This is a genomic window from Pseudomonas sp. Tul2A7 (assembly GCF_054790505.1).
On sequence record NZ_CP186499.1, the window covers coordinates 4,129,910 to 4,150,586 of the forward strand.

At 60.9% G+C, this 20,677-nt stretch carries 24 protein-coding genes; 8 read left to right on the forward strand and 16 right to left on the reverse strand.

Annotated elements, in window-relative coordinates; genetic code table 11:
- The first annotated feature begins 137 nt into the window (after positions 1 to 137).
- The 3 genes from ACOYXJ_RS18600 (at position 138) to ACOYXJ_RS18610 (ending at position 2,486) form a co-directional block, all read left to right on the forward strand.
- Entirely contained in the window at positions 138 to 623 is a 486-nt protein-coding gene (locus ACOYXJ_RS18600) for a GNAT family N-acetyltransferase (protein ID WP_460370890.1), read from the forward strand.
- Positions 624 to 765: 142 nt separating this feature from the next.
- Positions 766 to 2,178 (forward strand): diaminobutyrate--2-oxoglutarate transaminase, encoded by a 1,413-nt coding sequence (locus ACOYXJ_RS18605; protein WP_460370892.1) that lies wholly within the window; start codon positions 766 to 768, stop codon positions 2,176 to 2,178.
- A gap of 83 nt (positions 2,179 to 2,261) precedes the next feature.
- Positions 2,262 to 2,486, forward strand: coding sequence for an MbtH family protein (locus tag ACOYXJ_RS18610; protein WP_460370894.1), 225 nt, complete (start codon positions 2,262 to 2,264; stop codon positions 2,484 to 2,486).
- 185 nt (positions 2,487 to 2,671) lie between these two features.
- Here ACOYXJ_RS18610 and ACOYXJ_RS18615 read toward each other — a convergent pair whose 3' ends face one another.
- From ACOYXJ_RS18615 to ACOYXJ_RS18650, 8 genes are all read right to left on the reverse strand, one after another.
- Positions 2,672 to 3,577, reverse strand: coding sequence for a metal ABC transporter substrate-binding protein (locus tag ACOYXJ_RS18615; RefSeq protein WP_460370896.1), 906 nt, complete (start codon positions 3,575 to 3,577; stop codon positions 2,672 to 2,674).
- Positions 3,578 to 4,477, reverse strand: a complete 900-nt coding sequence (locus ACOYXJ_RS18620; protein WP_007917717.1) for a metal ABC transporter permease — start codon at positions 4,475 to 4,477, stop codon at positions 3,578 to 3,580.
- Positions 4,477 to 5,187, reverse strand: a complete 711-nt coding sequence (locus ACOYXJ_RS18625) for a metal ABC transporter ATP-binding protein (RefSeq protein ID WP_460372980.1) — start codon at positions 5,185 to 5,187, stop codon at positions 4,477 to 4,479. Before ACOYXJ_RS18625 ends, ACOYXJ_RS18620 begins: the two co-directional genes overlap by 1 nt.
- Positions 5,188 to 5,336: 149 nt before the next feature.
- Positions 5,337 to 6,266 carry a metal ABC transporter substrate-binding protein gene (locus ACOYXJ_RS18630; RefSeq protein ID WP_460370898.1) on the reverse strand — a complete coding sequence of 310 codons (930 nt, stop codon included), beginning with the start codon at positions 6,264 to 6,266 and terminating at the stop codon, positions 5,337 to 5,339.
- Positions 6,267 to 6,301: 35 nt separating this feature from the next.
- Complete coding sequence (locus tag ACOYXJ_RS18635; protein ID WP_460370900.1) at positions 6,302 to 6,877, reverse strand: DUF6162 family protein; 576 nt, start codon at positions 6,875 to 6,877, stop codon at positions 6,302 to 6,304.
- The gene (locus tag ACOYXJ_RS18640; protein WP_150792946.1) at positions 6,874 to 7,206 is read right to left on the reverse strand and encodes a hypothetical protein; all 333 of its coding nucleotides are present in this window, start codon (positions 7,204 to 7,206) and stop codon (positions 6,874 to 6,876) included. Before ACOYXJ_RS18640 ends, ACOYXJ_RS18635 begins: the two co-directional genes overlap by 4 nt.
- Positions 7,203 to 7,745 carry a thiamine pyrophosphate-binding protein gene (locus ACOYXJ_RS18645; protein WP_150792945.1) on the reverse strand — a complete coding sequence of 181 codons (543 nt, stop codon included), beginning with the start codon at positions 7,743 to 7,745 and terminating at the stop codon, positions 7,203 to 7,205. Before ACOYXJ_RS18645 ends, ACOYXJ_RS18640 begins: the two co-directional genes overlap by 4 nt.
- Positions 7,742 to 8,941 (reverse strand): PepSY-associated TM helix domain-containing protein, encoded by a 1,200-nt coding sequence (locus ACOYXJ_RS18650; RefSeq protein ID WP_150706413.1) that lies wholly within the window; start codon positions 8,939 to 8,941, stop codon positions 7,742 to 7,744. Before ACOYXJ_RS18650 ends, ACOYXJ_RS18645 begins: the two co-directional genes overlap by 4 nt.
- 408 nt (positions 8,942 to 9,349) lie before the next feature.
- Between ACOYXJ_RS18650 and leuC the strand changes: the two genes are divergently transcribed.
- A complete protein-coding gene (gene leuC, locus ACOYXJ_RS18655; RefSeq protein ID WP_460370903.1) occupies positions 9,350 to 10,768 on the forward strand; it encodes a 3-isopropylmalate dehydratase large subunit in 1,419 nt (472 codons plus the stop codon).
- Positions 10,765 to 11,379 (forward strand): 3-isopropylmalate dehydratase small subunit, encoded by a 615-nt coding sequence (gene leuD / locus ACOYXJ_RS18660; RefSeq protein ID WP_460370905.1) that lies wholly within the window; start codon positions 10,765 to 10,767, stop codon positions 11,377 to 11,379. The genes leuC and leuD overlap by 4 nt, the downstream gene beginning before the upstream one ends.
- 122 nt (positions 11,380 to 11,501) lie before the next feature.
- On the opposite strand, the gene ttdR is transcribed toward leuD, so the two are convergent.
- The 4 genes from ttdR to soxR form a co-directional block, all read right to left on the reverse strand.
- Entirely contained in the window at positions 11,502 to 12,452 is a 951-nt protein-coding gene (gene ttdR, locus ACOYXJ_RS18665) for an L-tartrate utilization transcriptional activator TtdR (protein WP_460370907.1), read from the reverse strand.
- Positions 12,453 to 12,476: 24 nt separating this feature from the next.
- Complete coding sequence (locus ACOYXJ_RS18670) at positions 12,477 to 13,352, reverse strand: alpha/beta fold hydrolase (RefSeq protein ID WP_460370909.1); 876 nt, start codon at positions 13,350 to 13,352, stop codon at positions 12,477 to 12,479.
- 248 nt (positions 13,353 to 13,600) lie between these two features.
- Positions 13,601 to 14,059: a VOC family protein gene (locus ACOYXJ_RS18675; RefSeq protein WP_460370911.1), complete on the reverse strand. Its 459-nt coding sequence runs from the start codon at positions 14,057 to 14,059 to the stop codon at positions 13,601 to 13,603.
- Between the two features lie 103 nt (positions 14,060 to 14,162).
- Positions 14,163 to 14,615: a redox-sensitive transcriptional activator SoxR gene (gene soxR / locus ACOYXJ_RS18680; protein WP_077573871.1), complete on the reverse strand. Its 453-nt coding sequence runs from the start codon at positions 14,613 to 14,615 to the stop codon at positions 14,163 to 14,165.
- Positions 14,616 to 14,708: 93 nt separating this feature from the next.
- Here soxR and ACOYXJ_RS18685 point away from each other — a divergent pair, with 93 nt between their 5' ends.
- Positions 14,709 to 15,062 (forward strand): antibiotic biosynthesis monooxygenase, encoded by a 354-nt coding sequence (locus ACOYXJ_RS18685; RefSeq protein ID WP_137217724.1) that lies wholly within the window; start codon positions 14,709 to 14,711, stop codon positions 15,060 to 15,062.
- On the opposite strand, the gene ACOYXJ_RS18690 is transcribed toward ACOYXJ_RS18685, so the two are convergent.
- From ACOYXJ_RS18690 to msuE, 4 genes are all read right to left on the reverse strand, one after another.
- Positions 15,059 to 16,162: a sigma-54 interaction domain-containing protein gene (locus tag ACOYXJ_RS18690; protein WP_110720988.1), complete on the reverse strand. Its 1,104-nt coding sequence runs from the start codon at positions 16,160 to 16,162 to the stop codon at positions 15,059 to 15,061. The genes ACOYXJ_RS18685 and ACOYXJ_RS18690 overlap by 4 nt on opposite strands.
- 36 nt (positions 16,163 to 16,198) lie before the next feature.
- Positions 16,199 to 17,386 carry an acyl-CoA dehydrogenase family protein gene (locus ACOYXJ_RS18695; protein ID WP_460370914.1) on the reverse strand — a complete coding sequence of 396 codons (1,188 nt, stop codon included), beginning with the start codon at positions 17,384 to 17,386 and terminating at the stop codon, positions 16,199 to 16,201.
- A 147-nt stretch (positions 17,387 to 17,533) separates the two neighbouring features.
- A complete protein-coding gene (gene ssuD / locus ACOYXJ_RS18700) occupies positions 17,534 to 18,679 on the reverse strand; it encodes an FMNH2-dependent alkanesulfonate monooxygenase (RefSeq protein WP_460370916.1) in 1,146 nt (381 codons plus the stop codon).
- Positions 18,680 to 18,689: 10 nt separating this feature from the next.
- Positions 18,690 to 19,253: an FMN reductase gene (gene msuE / locus ACOYXJ_RS18705; protein ID WP_007917546.1), complete on the reverse strand. Its 564-nt coding sequence runs from the start codon at positions 19,251 to 19,253 to the stop codon at positions 18,690 to 18,692.
- A 389-nt stretch (positions 19,254 to 19,642) separates the two neighbouring features.
- Here msuE and ACOYXJ_RS18710 point away from each other — a divergent pair, with 389 nt between their 5' ends.
- Entirely contained in the window at positions 19,643 to 19,900 is a 258-nt protein-coding gene (locus ACOYXJ_RS18710) for a hypothetical protein (RefSeq protein ID WP_007917547.1), read from the forward strand.
- A gap of 101 nt (positions 19,901 to 20,001) precedes the next feature.
- A complete protein-coding gene (locus ACOYXJ_RS18715; RefSeq protein WP_150792937.1) occupies positions 20,002 to 20,616 on the forward strand; it encodes a LysE family translocator in 615 nt (204 codons plus the stop codon).
- Positions 20,617 to 20,677: the final 61 nt, after the last annotated feature.

The window sequence follows — 20,677 nt, forward strand, 5'->3', positions numbered from 1 at the left end:
CTTTCGCGAGCAGGCTCGCTCCCACAGGGGGGAGGGTGATGTGGCACATCAAATGTAACCTCTCGACGTTCGCTATCCGCTTGGCCTGGGGGTAAGGTCAACGCAGCTTTGACTCAATGGATTGAGGGAACTGCGCCATGGAAGCACCCATCTGCATTCGTCCGGCCATCCTGGCCGACGCCGGTATCATCAGCCGCATCATCGAACGTTCGATCCGCATCGGTTGTGCACTCGATCACCGTAATCACCCGCCACTCGTCAGCGACTGGATCGGCCAGCAGTCCGCCGATTTCATCAGTGCCCGGCTCGCCGACCCGCACTTCTATCTGTGTATCGCGTTGCTGGCGGACAAACCGGTCGGTGTCGGCATGGCCCAGGCCGGTGGCGACATTTCGTTGTGTTACGTGCAGCCGGAATCCTTTCGGCGCGGCGTCGGGCGGGCGCTGATGCAGGATCTGGAGGGCTGGTTGCGGGTTCGCGGAGTGCTTCACGCTGACCTCAACAGCACGCGCACCGGCCGCGCTTTTTATCGGCGTCTGGGTTATCGCGAGTCTGCGCCGCCCTTCGAATACCGAGGCTTGCAGGCCCTGCCCATGCGCAAGCCGTTGGCATTGCCGGGCTGACAACTCGATCACGGGCTAAATCCTCAGGCCCCTTAAGCGTTTCCAGAACAGGAAAACCTGCAAGTGCGCCCCGTGATCGGAATGCGCACCTGTCCGGTGTGCTGTTTTGGTCACTATCCATAGCCAATTGAGGGGTCGAGAGATGTCAGTCGCCACCAGCCTTATCGAAGAGTCGTCGGCTCGGGTTACTTCGGCGCCGGCCGAAACGTTGTACCAGTTCAGTGAATCGCCATTGCTGGCCCGTCAGGCTCAACAGGAATCCAACGCCCGCAGCTATCCACGACGTATTCCGCTGGCCCTGAAACGCGCCAAAGGCCTGTACGTCGAAGACGTCGAAGGGCGCACCTTCATCGACTGCCTGGCCGGTGCCGGCACGCTGGCGCTGGGGCATAACCACCCGGTGGTGATCGAAGCGATCCAGCAGGTGCTGGCCGATGAATTGCCGCTGCACACCCTCGACCTGACCACGCCGGTCAAGGATCAGTTTGTCCAGGATCTGTTCGGTCTGCTGCCATCGGCCCTCGCGGCTGAAGCGAAAATCCAGTTCTGCGGGCCGACCGGTACCGATGCTGTGGAAGCGGCGCTGAAGCTGGTACGCACGGCGACCGGGCGCAGCACCGTGCTGTCGTTCTCCGGTGGTTATCACGGCATGAGCCAGGGTGCGTTGAGCCTGATGGGCAGCCTCGGGCCGAAAAAGCCGTTGGGCGCCTTGCTCAGCAATGGCGTGCAGTTCATGCCGTTCCCGTATGACTACCGCTGCCCGTTCGGCCTCGGTGGCGCGGCGGGTGTAAAAGCCAACCTGAGTTACCTGGAAAACCTGCTCAACGACCCCGAGGCCGGCGTGCAGCTGCCCGCAGCGGTGATCGTCGAAGCGGTGCAAGGTGAGGGCGGGGTGATTCCGGCGGACATCGAGTGGCTGCGCGGCTTGCGCCGGATCACCGAGAAGGCTGGTGTGGCGCTGATCGTCGACGAGATCCAGAGCGGTTTCGCCCGTACCGGCAAGATGTTTGCCTTCGAACACGCCGGTATCACCCCGGATGTGGTGGTGTTGTCCAAAGCCATCGGCGGCAGCCTGCCGTTGGCCGTGGTGGTCTATCGCGACTGGCTCGACACCTGGCAACCGGGCGCACACGCCGGCACCTTCCGTGGCAATCAGATGGCCATGGCGGCAGGTTCTGCGGTGATGCGTTATCTGGTTGAGCACAAGGTCTGCGAACACGCTTCTGCCATGGGCGAGCGCCTCAGCGAGCACCTGCGCATCCTGCAACGCGACTTCCCGCAACTGGGCGATATTCGTGGTCGTGGCCTGATGCTCGGCGTCGAACTGGTCGAGCCGAACGGCCCACTGGATGCGCTCGGTCATCCGCCGGCGTTTGCGCGACTGGCGCCGATGGTCCAGCGCGAATGCCTCAAACGCGGCCTGATTCTGGAACTGGGCGGTCGCCATGGCGCGGTGGTGCGTTTCCTGCCGCCGCTGGTGATTACCGCAGCTGAAATCGACCATGTTGCGGAAATCTTCGGTCGCGCTTTGGCCGCCGCCATCGCGTCGCTGTAAATTTTTCGCCGCGCCGAACGTTCTTTCTACATACCCGGCTGCACCCCGCGTGCAGCCCACCCTTACAACGATGGAGAAGCAGCATGACGTCAGTATTCGACCGCGAGGACATCCTCTTTCAAGTCGTGGTCAACCACGAAGAGCAATACTCGATCTGGCCGGATTACAAAGCCGTGCCAGAAGGCTGGCGCACTGTGGGCAAGAGCGGCCTGAAGAAGGAATGCCTGGCCTACATTGAAGAAACCTGGATTGACATGCGTCCGCTGAGCCTGCGCCAGAAGATGGAAGGGCAGGCCGCCGCGCAATAAGCGGCCGGGCAAAAACAAACCCGCTGGACTGGTGACAGTCAGCGGGTTTTTTTTGCCTTGGATTTGTGTTGCCCGTGCTGGCCCCTTCGCGAGCAGGCTCGCTCCCACATGGGATCTGTGTCGTGCACAAAACCCTGTGGGAGCGAGCCTGCTCGCGAAGAACGATAACGCAGTTCCGACTGAAACTAAGCCCCGCTCAAGCCCTTGAGCAGCAAATCCACATTGCCTTCCAGCTCCGCCACCGGATCCGCCGCATCGGTACTCAAGACCACCAGATGACTGCCCGACTCGGCAATTGCCGCTTTCACCGCGTCCGATGGCTGCCGATGATGCAGCACCACCGCGACATCATTGTCCTTGAGCGTTGCCGTGAGTTTTTTCAGATCCTCAGCCGTCCACTCGGCATCAGGCCGTGGATCCTCGCCGATCAGTTCCAGATTCAAGCTGCCGATCAGATAACCAAAGTGATCGCTGAGACTCATCACACTCAGATTGTCGGCACTGGCCAGACGCGCTTCGCTGTCGGCGCTGAGCTTCAGCAAACGCTGCTTCAACGTCGCCAGGTTGGCCTCGATTTTCGGCTTGGCGCTCGGTGCCAGGCGCACCAGATCCGCCGCCATCACATCCGCCATGCGTCCCATGTTGTTGCTTGCCAGCCATGGCTGACTGTTCAAGCCATCGACCTTCAGATCCGGTTGAACGGCAATGCCCGGCAGGGCGCCGTCGACCGGACGCGCCGCATCGACTTCAACGATGCGGATGTTGCTGCGGCGGGCGATCGGGTACAACTGGTCATCTGGCCACAGCGAGCGCACGCCAATGACGGCATCGGCACCGGTTGCCAGTTTGCTCAGGGCCGGAGCTCCACGCCCCGTAAAGTAGGCACTCTGACGGCTGCCCGGGAGGTTCGCTGGCGCCGCGCGTTCGAGATTGACATCAGTGCCCTTGAGCAGCGCTTCTGCCAAGCCAAAGGTGATGGGCAATGAGGCCAGTACCTGCAGCGGCTTAGCTTTTTCGGCCGCCATCAACGGCGTGCAGACCACGCCGCACAGGGTCATGGCCAAGGTCAGTTTTCGCAGTGAAAAAGTCATTTATCCAAGATTCCCTTTCAAGCTCGGGACAACCCCGCGCGCAATGGCGGCGAGGGCGAAGGCAATACCGGCAACCAGAATGATCGCGGCGCCGGACGGAATCGGCAGGTCAAACACGATCGGCGCGAGGATCCCGCACAGCGTGCTGACCGTGGCGATCAGCACCGAGCACCAGAAGAAACCCTTGAGCGACTGGCTGAGCAAACGCGCCGCTGCCGCTGGAATCACCAGCAGTGCGCCAACCAGAATCGCACCGATGACTTTCACCGCCGCCACGGTGATCAGCGTCACCAGAATCACGAACAGATAATCCAGAGTCTTCACCGCCACCCCGCGCACGGCCGCCAGTTGCGGGTTGAAACTGGCGAGCATGATGCGGTTGTACAACGGCAAGGCCAGAGCCATGACCAGTGACCCGACGATGGCCAGCACCGCCAGATCGTTGCCGTTGACAGTCAGTACCGAACCGAACAGCACGTTCTCGAGAATGTGCACATTGATCTTGCCGGCGAGAATCAGCAGCAGACTCGCACCCAGTGCCAGCGACACCGACAGAAACACGCCGATCAAGGTGTCCGGCGCCAGACCGGTGCGGTTGCGCAGGTAATTGAGCAGAATGCCGAACAACAGGCAGTAACCGAACAGGCTGCCGTACGGGCCGGTGTAGGGTTCGCCGAGCAGGATGCCGATGGCGACACCGGTCAGCGCCGCGTGGCCGACTGCTTCGGAGAAAAACGCGAAGCGTTTGACCACCACCAGCGTGCCGAGGCCGCCGAGTACCGGGCCGATCAGCAGGCCGGCGAGCAACGCATTGACCACGAAACCGTAGGCCAGCGCTTCCGGCAGATAACCGGACGAGGCCCAGCCTTGCACCATCAAACGAAAGGCTTCGTAACTCATCAGACAGCGCTCCGTGGATGGGTGGAAAACAGCGTAAGCAGACGTTCCGGGGTCAGCGCCTGTTGTGGCGTGGCGTCGAACAGCACACGACGGTTCAGACCGGTGACCCGATTGGCCAGGCGTCCGACCGCTTCCAGATCGTGCTCGATCCACAGCACGGTGATGCCCGCCGCGCGCCAGTCATTGAGCAGGCGCTCGAACACCTGAATCCCGGCTTCATCAAGGGCCGACATCGGCTCATCCAGCACCAGCAGTTGCGGCGCCGGAATCAAGCCTTGTGCGAGCAGCACCCGCTGCCGTTCCCCGCCGGACAGCGCGCCCATGCGGCGCTTGCGTTTGTCCTGCATACCGACGCGTTCCAGCGCTTCGCCGATGGCACCGGCGTAACGCTTGCTCAAACCGAGGAACGCCGGGCGACGTTGACACATGGCCGCCATGAAATCGTCGACGGTCATTGGCAGGCCGCGATCGAACTCCAGCGCCTGCGGTACATAACCGATGGTGCCGGGTTCGCCGGGCCATTGCAGGCTGAGCCGGCCCTGATGGGGCATTTGCCCGAGCAGGGTTTTGATCAGCGAACTCTTGCCGCCACCGTTCGGGCCGACCAGCGCGTGTACGCTGCCGGGCTGCACCTGGAAGGTGACCTTGTCCAGAATCGTCGTGCGCCCCAGCGTCAGACAAACCTGCGCGAAATCCAGCGTCGGCCCCATAACCTGTAGGAGTGAGCCTGCTCGCGATAGCGGTGTGTCATTCAACAAAGATGTCGGCTGATCCGGCGCCTTCGCGAGCAGGTCGAATCGTCGCACCGTCGCTCCCACAGGGGGCTCGGTGTTTTCGGGGGAAAGGTTTTCTCTGGAAGTCATGCGCCCGACTCCTGAATAGCCCGCACCACGGTGTTGAGGTTGCCGGTCATTTCCTTTTCGTACTTGTCGGCGGTGTATTCACCGTAGGAAATGTGCGACAGCGGGTACAGCTTCACCCCGGACTCACGCTGAATCGTTTCGACGTAAGTGGAGGGGAAATCCATCTCCGAGAAGATCACTTTCACGTCCAGTTCACGCAATTGGTCGATGGTCTTCTTCAACTGGCTTGGGCTTGGCTCGATGCCGTGCGCCGGTTCGACCACAGCAGTCACTTCCAGGCCGAACTCCCGCAGCAGATAGTCGTAAGCCGCGTGCACGGTGGCCACACGCAGTTCGGCGTTCGGCGCTTGAGTCAGTTTGGCCAGGGCATCGGCGCGCATCTGCCGCAGGCGTTTGCCGTAGGCGCGGGCGTTCTGGCTGTAGGTCTTGGCGTTGTCCGGATCGAGTTTGCCCAGTTCGCGGGCGATGTTGTTGACCTGAGCGATGGAGGCGCTGATCGACAGGAACGTGTGCGGGTTCACCACTTTGCCGGCACCGCGTGCGGCAACCCCGGTGGCGGCCAGCAACGGCACGTTCTCGTTGGCTTCGATGGTTTTGATGTTCGGCGTTTCGCTGGCGGCGATCATGCGGTCGGCGAAGTCGTCATGGCCGACACCGTTGAGCACGATCACATCCAGCCCGCTGATGCGTTTGATGTCCTCGGCCCTTGGCTCATAAGCGTGCGGGTTGAAACCGGCAGGGATCAGTGGGACGACTTCGGCCTTGTCGCCGACAATGTTCGCCACATAGCTGTAATACGGGTGCAAGGTAATGCCGATGCGCAGGCGTTTGGCCTGATCGGCGCTGGCCAGTGGACTCAGCAGGCAGGCGCAGAGGCCGAGCAGGAACAGACGCAACAATGGACGGCGAGGCGATGAAATAGACATGGGCAAACGGTCTTCTCTCGGATGAGGGCGAGGAATCAATGGCGATGTTCGCGGGTAACCCCGGCATCGTATTGCGCGACGATCTGTTTCCAGCCAGAGGCGGACAAGGCGGCTTCGGTCAGTTCGGTCGGCGCTTGCAGATTGGCATCGCGGTTGAGCCAGATGTCCGGCGCAGCCTTGTTGTCAGCGCTGAGCAACATCACGAACGAACCGGCGACGGCTGTGCTTTGGCTATGGCCGAAATAGGCGGTATTCCCCAGCAACTGCCAGGCGTGGCCCCCGCGACTGACCGAACTTGCGTCGAGGGCAAACGGAGCAAACCCTTCGTCGGCCAGGGTTTGCGGCGTCGGCAGGGCTTGCTGTTCTTCGCGCAGCAAGCGGATTTCATCGAGGGTCACCCGCAGGTCGGCGTAGATGCCTTGTTCGGAAGCGCTGAGGTCGCGGCGCGCGTCGAGTTGATTGGTGGCCACCGGCTCCGGTTCATGGGAAACCCCGCGCCACGCGACGACTGAGCCGGCGACCGCAAGGATCAACAGGCACAACAGCAGCACATTGAGGGTTTCATGACCGGCACCGGCCGGACGCACGATTTGGGTGGTTGGTGTGCTCATGGGGCTTCGATATCCGCTTGATCGATTTCCACAACGTGGCCCGGACCTGCATCGAACAGCACGTAGAACTCGGCGCCGGGTTTCTTGAAGGTCAGGGTCGAATCACTGCCGAGTTTGCCCGGCACCAGAATGGTTTCGTCATAGCCGATCACATCGAGGGTCACCCCCGGCGCGCCGCTGCCGTCGGAGAAACCGCCGGTGCATTTGATCTGCTCGGCGTCGATGGCTTTGCATTCGCACATCGGGTTGTGGGCCAGCGCGCTGGCACTGAAGCCGGCGCACAGCACCAGCAGCACGGCGCTCAGCCGCAGGCGGAAAGGGCGGGTCATGGTTTGGCTCCTTGTTGGTTCAACCAGGCGATGGTGGCGGGGGAGGCCTGACTCAGAGGGATCGAAGCCTGATGCATGCTGCCGTCCCAGCCTTCCATGGTGATCCACAGTTCGGCGTCGGCCGGGGTTTTTACCGGGACCGGCAGTTGCGTGCCCATGCGGTAAGGCGTGCCGAAGAAAATCACCCCGGCGGCGCGCAGGCTGCGCGGTTTGCCGATACGCAGGTAAGTTGCCTTGACCGGCTCGACGCAGGCGGTGCACAGCGCGGCGCTGAAGGCTTTCAGGTAACCGGCGGGACCGTCGGAGCGTGGCGCTTCATTGCGCAGCTCGGCCAGGCGCAGGCTCCACGGCCCGACCTGTATTTCACCGATTTCGCGCTCGCCCAGGCCGGCGTCACCGCGAAACAGCGCCGCGTCGGAGAAGTATTTGGGCATGAACCCCAGCGGGATCAGCAGCAACAGAACGTTGATGTGAAAGCGCCATTTATGCCAGAACAGGCTCAGTCGTGAAGGCTGAGGGGCGGTGGTGATCTTGCTCACAGGCTGGCCTCCGAAGGTTCACGGTTGACGAGTGGTTGCGCATTGGCGCGTTGTTTCTTGTTCTCGCGCTTGAGCGCGTTGGCGGTGGCCAGGGCAGTGCGTTTGGTCCAGATCAACAAGCCACTGAGCACCATCATGCTCAGGATCAGCCCGAAGAAGAACCAGATCAGCTTGATCCACAGTCCACCAAAATCACCGGTGTGCAGCGGGCGCATGGATTCGGTGACAAATTCCAGCGAGGAGCGGTCGGACAGCACTCGAGAAGACGCCATATCGCCGCTGTAGGGATTGAGTGTTGCACTCTGGAACATCAGGGGATACCAGCCGCGACCGCGGATATCGAGGTGGCTGTAGGCATTGAACGGCATGTTGATGTCACTGGCTTCCAGCCCGGGGATTTTTTGCTGGGCGATTTCGATGGCGCGATCCAGGTTGATCCGGGCGGGTGGCAGACCATCGGCAGTCAATGGCACGCTGTCACGGGCCATGGCTGGAATGATCGCTTCGCTGGAAATGGAAATGTGGTTATCGGACAGCACCGCTTCAATCAGAAACCAGGTGCTGGTGATGGAAATCACCGCGATGAACCAGATCGACCAGATACCGCTCAGGCGATGGAAATCACCCCAGAAAATCCGCGCACCGTGACGAAAACGCAGCGTGGGGCTGAAAAAGCCTTTCCAGAACCGTTTATAGACCACCAGCCCGGTAATCAGCGATGCCAGCAGCGGAAAGCTCAGAGCCGATACCAGATACCAGCCCCAGCTATAACCGTTGGTGAAAGGCACCAGCCACCAGCCATGCAGGGCGCGGGTGAATGCCTGGAAATTGAATTGCGGTGCCGTACCCTGAATAACACCCGTATATGGGTTGACGTAGGTCACCAACGAACGCCCGTCCGGATAGCTGAGCGTGACATCAAGAGCGAAATGGGATTCGTCCGGGCGGCTGATGCGTTGCACCAGTGCCAGCGGTTCTGCGGTTTTGATGGCCGTTATGATTTCCTCATAACCGAGTCGCGGCGCATCGTCCGCTGGCTGGCTGGCGCGCATCTGCGGGTTGGCCAGCCAGACGATCTCCTGGCTGACCACCGCCAGGGTGCCGGTGACGCAGACGATCAGGACAAAGAACCAGATCGGTAATGCCAGCCAGCTATGAACGAGGAACCACAGTTTGGAGCGGGATTTCTTCGACATGATTGCGCGTCTTGTTGTCGGTGAAAGGGCGCGTGGCTACGGGCTTCGCAGCACGGGATCCCCGAACGACCGGTCGTGGCTTTTGCCTACGCGAACGGCCTGCATCTATATAGGACGGATGAGCGCGGAAAATCCCGAAGGATGATATGAAAGCAAATGTTTCCCAATTCGCAGGGTGTGAGAGATTCCACTGTAGGAGCTGCGGCACGCTGCGATCTTTTGATCTTGATCTTTAAAAACAAGATCAAAAGATCGCAGCCTCGTTGCACTCGACAGCTCCTACAGGGTTTTGCTGCGTACAGGGGATCAAACACGATTCATGGATGACGCCATTACTCTCTGCCAATTGATGGCCTACCCGCGCTCCCTATGATGGGAATCACCCGATTTCCCTGAGTGAGCGCCCTGATGAGTCCCAGAACCCTCTACGACAAACATATCGATTCGCACACGGTGTGCCGCCTCGACGATCAGGGCCATGTCCTGCTGTATATCGATCGTCAGGTGATCAACGAATACACCAGCCCGCAGGCATTCAGCGGTTTGCGTGCCGCCGGACGCGACGTCTGGCGGCCGGGCACGGCGCTGGCAGTGGTCGATCACGTCAACCCGACCACGCCTGTGCGCGTCGCGGCAATGCCTGACGCGGGCGGCGCCCGGCAAGTGGCGTATCTGGCGGAGAACTGCCGCGATTTCGGCATCGAGTTGCTGGACATTCTCGACAAACGTCAGGGCATCGAACACGTGATCGCCCCGGAGCAGGGTTTTATTCTGCCCGGCATGGTGATTGCCGCTGGCGACAGCCACACCACCACCTATGGCGCGCTCGGCGCCTTCGGTTTCGGCATCGGTACTTCCGAGATCGAGCATCTGCTGGCCTCGCAGACCTTGGTCTACAAACGTCTGAAAAGCCTGCGCGTGACTGTGGACGGCGAACTGGCGCCGGGCCTGACCTCCAAAGACGTGATCATGGCCCTGATCGGCCGCATCGGCGCCTCCGGGGCCAGCGGCTACGCGATCGAGTTCTGCGGCTCGACCATCGACGCCCTCAGCGTTGAAGCGCGCATGACCATCTGCAACATGGCAGTCGAGGCCGGCGCGCGCGGCGCATTCATGGCGCCGGATGACAAGGTCTTCGCTTATCTCAAGGGCAAGCCGCGAGCGCCGCAAGGCGAGTTGTGGGAGCGGGGCGTGGAGAAGTGGCGCGAATTACGCAGTGATCCGGGCGCGGTGTTTGACCGCGAGATTCACCTCGATGCCAGCGTGCTGGAACCGATGGTCACCTGGGGCACGAGCCCCGATCAGGCTGCCGCGATCGGTGCGCGAGTCCCGGATCCGCAAGCGATCAGCGACCCGATCCTGCGTCAGGACATGCGCCGCGCCCTCAACTATATGGGCCTGGAAGCGGGCATGGCGCTCAGCGATATCGTCATCAGCCACGCCTTTATCGGTTCGTGCACCAACGCGCGGATCGAAGACCTGCGAGATGCCGCCAGCGTCGTGCGCGGTCAGCACGTGGCCGGGCATGTGCGGGCGATGATTGTCCCCGGCTCCAGCGAAGTTCGCGCTCAGGCCGAGGCCGAAGGGCTGGCGCAGATCTTTATCGACGCCGGTTTTGAATGGCGTCAGTCGGGCTGCTCGATGTGCCTGGCGATGAACGACGACGTCCTCGCCCCCGGCGACCGCTGCGCGTCCAGCACCAACCGCAATTTCGAAGGCCGTCAGGGCGCCGGTGCCCGCACCCACCTGATGAGCCCGGCAATGGTCGCCGCAGCGGCAATCAGCGGTCGACTCACCGATATCCGCCACTTTGGAGAACGCTCATGAGCCTGCAGCCCTTCACGCAAGTCAGCGGCCAGGCCGCACCGTTATTGGCGGCCAATGTCGACACGGACGTGATCATGCCCAAGCAGTTTCTCAAAGGCATCGACCGGCAAGGGCTGGATCGCGGGGTGTTTTTCGATCTGCGGTTTTTGCGCGATGGCAGCCCCGACCCCGATTTCGTGTTGAACAAACCGGCATGGCAGGGCGCAAGTTTTCTGCTGGTCGGGCCGAATTTCGGTTGCGGTTCGAGCCGTGAGCATGCGGTCTGGGGCTTGCAGCAGATGGGCATCCGCGCGTTGATCGGCAGCAGTTTCGCCGGGATCTTCTACGACAATTGCCAGCGTAACGGGGTGTTGCTGATCACCTTGGATGAAGCGCAGGTGCAACGCATCGGACAGCTTGCCGGTCAGGCTGAAACGGCGCGGATCAGTATTGATCTGGAGGCCCAACACATCAGCCTGGCGGATGGCAGCGTAATCGATTTCCAGATTGATACCCTGCGCAAGACTGCGTTGCTCCTCGGTCTGGACGCTATCGGCAGCACCCTGCAACGCCGCGAACAGATCAAGGCCTTCGAACGCGAACATCTGGCCAACAACCCTTGGCTTTGCTGACACACCACTGATCCCCTGTAGGAGTGAGCCTGCTCGCGATAGCGGTGTGTCAGACACAACAACTTTGACCGATCCACCGCTATCGCGAGCAGGCTCACTCCTACAGGGGGGTGGTGTTCTGGCTACAGCGACAGGCTTTTGAAATGCGCCTGCAAAAACTCCACACACGCGCGCAATTTCCCGGAATGCGCCAGCCGTGTCGGGTACACCGCCCAGACATTGGCACTCTGGCTGTATTCGTCCAGCACCTGTACCAAGCGCCCTTGTTCCAGCAACGGCTTTACATCCCACAACGACCGCAACAACACCCCACGCCCATCCAGCGCCCACTGCAAAACAATCTCGCCGTTGTTGGACGACAACGGCCCGCTGACCCGCACGCTTTCTTGTCCGCCATCGCGATCCAGATTCCAGACACCAAAGGCGTTGTCGCGCTCCTTGATCACCAGGCAATCGTGCTGCTGCAGTTCGTCCAGGGTTTGTGGCGTACCGCGACGTTGCAGATAACCGGGAGCCGCGCACAGCACTCGCCGATTACTGACCAGGCGTCGACCGATGTGCTGGCCGGGCAGGTCATCGCCGACGCGGATCTCCAGGTCGAAGCCTTCATTGATGATGTCCACCACCCGGTCAAACAGGTCGAGGCGAATTTCCAGTTCTGGATAACGTTCGGCCAGCAACGACACCGCTGGGGCTACGTGATTGCGCCCGAAACCGAAGCTGCTGCAGATGTGCAAACGCCCACGCGGGCTGTCGTGGGCGTCGGACAGTTCGTCGTGCAGTTGCTGAAAATCATCGAGGATGCGCAATGCCCAGCGCTGCACGCGTTCGCCATCCTCGGTCAGCGAGACGCGACGGCTGGTGCGGTGCAACAGGCGAGTGCCAAGGGTGGTTTCGAGAATCTGGATGCGTTTGCTGACATAGGCCGGAGACAGGCCCAACTCATCGGCCGCAGCGGCAAAGCCGTTCTTGCGGATCACGGTGAGCAGCACACGCAGGTCTTCGGGCAGGGGCACGGTGTCTTTCTTCTGGGACATGTCAAAACGAACACTGGCGGCACAAGCCGCCAGCATAGCACCGAGGCTCGATGCCTCTGCTCAGCGCAAAAAGGCCAGTGCTTCGGCCAGCAGCAGCTCGGGAACTTCTTCGGCGAGGTAATGGCCGGCGGGCAATGCCTGACCGCTGACGTTGGCCGCCACTTGCTGCCATTCCTTGAGTGGCTCGAAGCAGCGTCCGACCGTGCCTTCGGCGCCCCACAACACGCGTAGTGGCAGATTCAGGTGATGCCCGGCCGCGATGTCGGCGCGGTCGTGCGCAAGATCGATGCCGGCGCTGGCGCGATAGTCTTCGCAGATACCACGGGCGCTGCCCGGTTGTTGCAGGCAACGCAGGTATTCGCCGAAGGCTGCATCAGTAAACGGCTTGAGTCCGGCGCTGCGACTGCCCATCACGCTGCGCAGATAACTCTCGGGATCGGCTTCGAGCAAGGTTTCCGGCAATGGCGCCGGCCGGATCAGGAAGAACCAGTGCCAATACGCGCGGGCGAAGGCTTCGTTGGTTTGCGCATACATCGACAGGGTCGGCGCGATGTCGAGCAGCATCATCCGTTGCACGGCGGCGCGGTGGTCGAGGGCCAGACGATGGGCGACCCGTGCGCCGCGGTCGTGGGCAAGGATCGAAAATTCTTCGAAGCCCAGCGACTGCATCAACTCGACATTGTCGCGAGCCATTTCGCGTTTCGAGTAATTAATGTGCAACTCATCGGCCGCCGGGCGACTGCTGTCACCGTAACCGCGCAGGTCGGCGGCGACCACGGTGAAGTGTTCGGCGAGTTGTTCGGCAATCTTGTGCCAGATCACGTGGCTCTGCGGATGGCCGTGCAACAGCAACAGGCCGGGGCCGCTGCCGCCGAGGCGGTAGGCGATGTCGACGCCGTTGACGTGGCGCTGGTCTTTGCGGAATCCGGCAAACATCGGGCTGATCCTTTTTCAGGGTTCTTGTTGGCTGCATCCTGAAATTGTCCGGCGTTTGCGGCAAGGGGCAAAGCGTGGTGGGCCGGTTCATGAAGTGTGTTCATGAGGCTCGGGTCGCCAGTGCCGGCCCCTTCGCGAGCAGGCTCGCTCCCACAGTAATTTCCGGTGTGACCATTATCTATGCCACCGAACGAAACCCTGTGGGAGCGAGCCTGCTCGCGAAGAGGCCAGTCCAGACACTGAAATCCTCAACCTTGCTGAAACATCTCCATCGCCCGCTGCTTGATCTGCTCTTCAGTCAGATCCTCCTTGCGCGAGGCAAGAAACCACAGATGCCCATACGGATCCTTCAACGTCCCGCTGCGATCACCGTAAAACTGATCATTGACCTCGGACACCGTCGTCGCGCCGGCATCCAGCGCCCGTTGAAACGACTTGTCGACATCGGTCACATACAGATGCAAACCCACCGACACGGCTTTATCAGGACTGCTCAACGGCCCCTGATCGCACGGCGAACCGAGCATGATCGCGCTGTCGCCAATGCGCAGTTCGGCGTGGCCGATGCCGCCGTCGGGCATGTCCAGACGCATGACTTCGGTGGCGCCGAAGGCTTTTTTATAGAAATCGATGGCCTCGGCGGCTTTGTGGATGCCGAGATACGGGGTAATGCTGTGATACCCCTCGGGAATGGGTTTGACGCTCATGACGTTCTCCCTGATTGTTGTTCTATGGGATGTGGCTCCACCGGATTTGTGGAAGATTCACTATAGAACCGTCTTCGCCATGCAGATTTTTGCCCGACGAGCGTCAGTCTTCGGGAAAGTGCGGCCCTGGCCCCTGTTCACCCAGCACATCGCCCTGATTGCGCAGCGGGCAGGCCTCCATCGACAAACAGCCGCAACCGATGCAGCCATTGAGCCGATCGCGCAGTAGCGTCAGTTGCTCGATTCGCTCATCCAGTTCCCGGCGCCATTGCTGCGAAAGGATTTTCCAGTCGGCCGCGCTGGGCGCACGATCCTGCGGGAGGATTTTCAGTGCCTCGCCAATCTCCGCCAGCGGAATCCCCAGCCGCTGCGCGACTTTGATCAACGCCACCCGACGCAGCACTTCACGCGGATAGCGTCGCTGATTGCCGGCATTGCGCTGGCTCTTGATCAGGCCCTTGGATTCATAAAAGTGCAGGGCGGTGACGGCCACGCCACTGCGTGCGGCGACTTCGCCAACCGTCAACTGTTTGTGCACATTTTCTTTGCTGATCATTTGAAGACAGCTCTTGACCTTGACTTAACTGGAGGTTTTACCCTGCAGGTCTTCGAGTCGCAAGGCTCGTCTTACGCTGAGTGGGGGCATTCCATGAACAACCGCAGTTTTACCCAATTGATCGAATTTGAAATCGAACCACGCCAACAACCTGCGCTGGTCACCGCACTGTCGAGGCAAACCGAGCGCCTGGCTCAGCGTTACGACGGTTTTGTCAGCGCCAGTGTGCAAGCCAGCGATGACGGCCGGCGGGTGCTGAGTTTTCTGCAATGGCAATCCCGCGAAGCGGGGGAGGCGGCATTTCGCAGCTTCGAGAGCGGCGAGCAGGATTTCTGGCAACTGATTCACACCCATCAGGCGAAAACCGTCACCTTCAACTCGTTTCAGGTGCTGAGCAGCATCGCCCGCAGTCACGACGATGCGCTGCACTGTCACCTGGTTGGCTAGATCGACAGCTGGATCAAGCGCTCGCCTTGCAGATTTTCCGTGAGCCGCCGCTTGTTCACCGCCAGTTCACCGATCTTGATCAGCCTCGTGCGCGTGACGTTGCGGCTCAAACCGAGCAACGCGGCGGTGTGCACCTGGTTGTAATGGCAGAAGCGATACGCCGCGCGCAGCAAGGCGTCTTCGACTTTTTCGTGTAACGCGCCGGCCTGCTGCGCGAAGAGTTTTTGAAAGGCCTGTTCCAGCAACGCCTCCGGTGAATCGTCGGCACTGCTGTGATGATCGTCCGGGCGATCGATGCGCAGATTCGACAGGCGCAAGTCATCGCGTTCGATCACACCGTTGCGGCAGATCAGCAGGGTGTGGTGGATAACGTTTTCCAGTTCACGAATGTTGCCCGGCCAACTGTAAGCACGCAGCTTGTGCTCGGCGCCGGGGCTGATACTGACCCGACCGTAACCGAGGCGTTGGCTGTAGGCCTCGATGAAATGGCGCGTGAGCGGGAGGATATCGCCGGGACGCTCACGCAACGGACTCAATTCCAGGTTGACCACATTGAGGCGGTAGTACAGATCCTCGCGGAAATGGCCGGCATTGATGGCTTTCTCCAGTTGCACGTTGGTCGCTGCCAGCACCCGTACATCGATGGGGATGCTTTTACGCGAGCCAAGCCGCACCACTTCGCGCTCCTGCAAAACCCGCAACAACTTCACCTGAATCGCCATCGGCAGATCGCCGATCTCATCGAGAAACAACGTGCCGCCATCCGCTTCCTCGAACCATCCGGCCTTGGCGCTCAGCGCGCCGGTGAACGCGCCTTTTTCATGACCGAACAATTCCGCTTCCACCAGCGATTCGGAAAACGCCCCGCAATTGACCGCGATAAACGGCCGATGACGGCGATTGCTGAGGTTATGAATATGCCGCGCCACCAATTCTTTGCCGGTGCCGGTCTCGCCGATGATCAGCACACTCGCTTCACTCGGCGCGACCTGCTGCAGATGCTCGAGCAGGGCCTGGGACTTCGGGTCTTCGAACACCTGCGCGGTGGCGCGGATCGACGTGGCGAGCGCGGGGGAGGGCGGTAGGGTCAGCAGTTGCATGGGCTCGTCCTTCTTTTCAGTTCAAATGCAGGCAGGTCAGGAATAGAAGGTCGGCACCGGCAGCGACTGATTCAGCGCCCAGTCGCCCAACTCATGGAGTTTGTAGTCCAGCGGGTCGTGCAAGGTCTGCGTGCGCAGGTTGCGCCAGTGGCGGTCGAGACGAAGGGACGCGTGTGTCGAACGCGCGCCGGTCACTTCGAACAAGCGGCTGCAAATCTCCAGACCCTGGCGGCTGGCGGCGACTTTGGCGGTGGCAATCGCGGTGGCGACACGACCGCGCTCTTCGGCGCTGAGGTTCGCGCCTTTGGCCCAGGCCTCATCGAGCAATGCGGCCGCGCGTTCGACCAGCAGACGAATGCCTTCCAGCGCCACCCAGAACTCACCGTAATGCGCGAGCACGTACGGATCTTCGCGCACATCGCGCGCCGAGGATTTATGCCAGAGCCGGGTTTCGCTGAGGGTGTATTGCCGCGCCTCTTCGAAAGCGCCTTCGGCAATCCCGAGAAACATGTGTGTGAAGGTCAGTTGCGCAATCAACGGTCGCAAGCAGGCGAACGGCGTGCTCAACGGGCCGGGATCGAGCAGCAGTTCCGACTCTTCGACGCGCACCCGTTCAAACGTGGCGCTGCCGCTGTCGGTCTGACGCTGGCCGATGTTGTTCCAGTCGTTGTGCAGGGTGATGCCACTGCGGCCGCTGGGAATCGCCGCGATCAGCAACTTGCCGCCGGCGCTTTCATCGACCGCCGAGGCGATCAGCATCTGTGAATCGCTGGCGCCGGAACAGAAGCTTTTCTTCCCGGAAAACTCGCGCCAGCCACCGAGGTCCTTGACCACGGTGCGAGTGTCGAGCGGGTTCAGCGCGTTGCCCCAGAACCAGTTCTGCCGCGCGGTCTGTTCGAACCACGGCTGCCATTGTTCCGGTCGCGAGAACAGGCGCACGGTGGCGAGCATCAGATGATGAAAACCGAAAACGTGGGCGATCGAACTGTCGACCTTGGCGAACTCGCGGACCACTTGCAGGGTTTCACTCCAGCTGGCGCCGAGGCCGCCGTAGCGGGTCGGAATACTCAAGGCCAGCAAGCCGCTGTCGCGCAGGGCATCACGCTCGGCCTTCGGTGTGCCGCCACGTTCATCACGCTCGACGGCGGTCAGGGCAAATTCGGCGGCCAGTTGGCGGGCGGTCTGCAGCGGGGATAACAAAGTACTTTGTGGTTTGGCGGTCACACGGTATTCCTCAAAGAATCGACGCAATCCCCTGTAGGAGTGAGCCTGCTCGCGATGAAGTCAGCACAATCGACATCATCGTTGGCTGACACACCGCATTCGTCGGAACGCCGCCCGGAACAGGCTCGCTCCTACAGTGGGGCCGGTTCAGGCATCGGCTTTCGTGGGCAGCACATCATTGGCAATCATTTCGCCAAACGGCCCGGTCAGATTGGTCACACCACGCCCGGCCAGACTGGCGTAAGGCTCGGGCAACAGCGGGAACACCAGCTCGGCAAAGCGGTAAGCCTCTTCCAGATGCGGATAACCGGAGAAGATGAAACTCTCGATGCCCAGGTCCGCGTATTCCTTGATCCGCGCCGCCACTTGCTGCGGATCGCCGACCAATGCCGTACCGGCACCGCCGCGCACCAGGCCGACGCCGGCCCACAGGTTAGGGGCAATTTCGAGGTTATCGCGACGGCCATCATGCAACGCCGCCATGCGCCGCTGACCTTCGGAGTCGAAACGCGAGAAGGATTTCTGCGCCGCTTCAATGGTCTCGTCGCTGATGTGTTCGATCAGTTTGTCCGCGGCTTTCCAGGCCTCTTCGGCGGTCTCGCGCACGATCACATGCAGGCGGATGCCGAACTTGACCTTGCGCCCGTGCCGAGCCGCGCGCTCGCGTACATCGGCGAGTTTTTCCGCGACAGCGGCCGGTGGTTCGCCCCAGGTCAGATAGACGTCGACTTGTTCGGCGGCCAGATCATGCGCCGCATCGGAGGAGCCGCCGAAGTACAGCGGCGGATAGGGTTTCTGCACCGGCGGATACAGCGCCTTGGCATTCTGCACCTTCAGGTGTTTGCCGTCGAAATCCACCGCTTCGCCTTGCAACACGCGGCGCCAGATCTTCAGGAATTCATCGGTGACTTCATAGCGCTCGGCGTGGCTGAGGAAACTGCCGTCGCCACGGTTCTCGTCCGGATCGCCGCCGGTTACCACGTTGATCAACAAGCGGCCGTTGGACAGTCGATCGAGGGTTGCGGCCATGCGCGCCGAGACCGTCGGCGAGATGATCCCCGGACGGATCGCCACCAGATAACGCAGGCGCTCGGTCAAAGGCACCAGTGCCGAAGCGATCACCCAGGAGTCTTCGCAGGAGCGCCCGGTGGGAATCAGCACGCCGTGGTAACCAAGGCTGTCAGCGGCCTGCGCCACTTGTTTCAAATAGTTGAGAGTGACCGGGCGCGCGCCTTGGGTGGTGCCCAGATAGTGGCCATCACCGTGGGTCGGCAGGAACCAGAAAACATCCATGAACGGCTCCTCAGGCAATTTTCAGCAAGGGTTTGATTTGTGTGGCGAACAGCGGCGCTGCGCGTTCGGCCGCTAGGCGGATGCGCGCTTTCAACAGTTCGCTGGTGATCTGGTAATCGGCGAAGTCGGCTTCGGTGGCGTACACACCGATCGGCAAGGTCATGGCCTGGAAAAAGCTGAACAGCGGCCGCAACTGGTGATCGAGGACCAGCGCATGGCGTTCGCTGCCGCCGGTTGCGGCGAGCAGCACCGGCGTGTCGATCAGTGCGTTGAGGTCAATCAGGTCGAACAAGTGCTTGAGCAGACCCGGGTAGGAACCGCGATAAACCGGCGCGGCCACGATCAGCAGATCGGCCTGTTCAATGGCCTGCAACTCGGCTTCAACTTCGGCACTGAGTTCCTGACGCGACAGCGCAGCGCCGAGCGGGCGAGCGATATCACCGAGTTCGATCAAATGACTTTCGATGGTCAGGTGCCCGGCCAGTTCGGCGAGCAGGGCTTGGGTCAGCACCAAGGTACGGGACGGACGCCAGGTGCCGCCGGAGAGGGCGACGACTTTCAGGGGACGCGACATGATCAGTTCCTTTTTCAACAGTTGCTCAGCGAGCAGTGAATGATTCACCGGTTCTGAGCAAGCGCTGTACCAATTCCTGGAAGCCCCGGTTTACAAGGCGTTTAGCGTTAGCGTGGCGATCGTCCCTGTGAATATCAGGGCGCTTTGTTGAATCGGTGTTGGCTGGGCAACAGTTGCTGGAGCAACAGTGGTCGGCGCATGGATGAAGTTATAAAGGCAGTTTGTTATTCCGTAAAAGAACGTTAATTGATATTTATAGATCGTTAGGAGATATGCGCCGACGCGTGTCGATTTTCTGATAGCCACTATTGAGAGCGTTGATTTCTGCGCGAGCGTGCCCGGGCGTAGCCTTTGTCCATCGACTCCCCATTGCTCGCCAGGACGCTCCCATGAATCGTTTACTGACTGTTTCCCTGTTGCTCGCTGTCTCCGTACTCGCCGGTTGTGCCGGACACGTTTCGCCGGAACTGCGTCCTTACACTGATGAAGAATCCCGCGAATTGGCGATGGAAGCGCTCAATCGCAGCGGCCTGTCCTTCGACGAATACCACGCGAAAAAAGCGCAATTACTCGGTCAGACCCAGTTCGACAAAAAAGCTGAAATGAGTGCCGAACGTGCCGTACAGCTGCACGGTCGTCCTAGCTGAAAACAAACTGTACTGGTAGAAGTTTTACCCAACTGTCCGTGGGCTTGCCGGGCGGTGTGGGATAGGGTCAACACCTGAATGACCCTGATGGATTGCCTGCCATGAACCTCTCGCTTGACCTGCTGTTGGGCTTTGCCCTGTTTGCCCTTGTCACCTCGATTACGCCGGGGCCGAACAACACCATGTTGCTGGCATCGGGAGTGAATTTCGGCTTCAACCGCACCATCCCGCACATGCTCGGGATTACTTGCGGCTTCTTTGTTCTGGTGGTGGCCGTGGGCTTTGGCCTCGGCGCGGTGTTTCAGAACTATCCGATTCTCTACACGGTTCTGCGCTATGTCGGCGCGGCGTATCTGTTGTATCTGGCGTGGAAAATCGCCCACTCGGGGCCGGTCGGCGATAGCGCCGAAGGCGAGGCGAAGCCGATCAGCTACCTCGGCGCGGCCGCGTTTCAGTGGGTCAATCCCAAGGCGTGGATCATGGCGATCGGCGCCATCAGCACCTACACGCCGATGCAGGGCTATTTCACCAATGTCGTGGTGATTGCCGCGGTGTTTGCCATCATCAACCTGCCGAGTGTCGGCGTCTGGGCGGCGTGCGGTACGTTGTTGCGCAATGTGCTGAAGGATCCGCGCTGGCTGCGCGTGTTCAACTGGGGCATGGCCGCACTACTGGTGATTTCGCTGTACCCGTTACTTCTCGAAAGCTTTAGCTGACGCATCGCTTCAACCGCAGGCCGGATGCCTGTTAAGCTCGACTTCAGGAGCGTTCCTACGC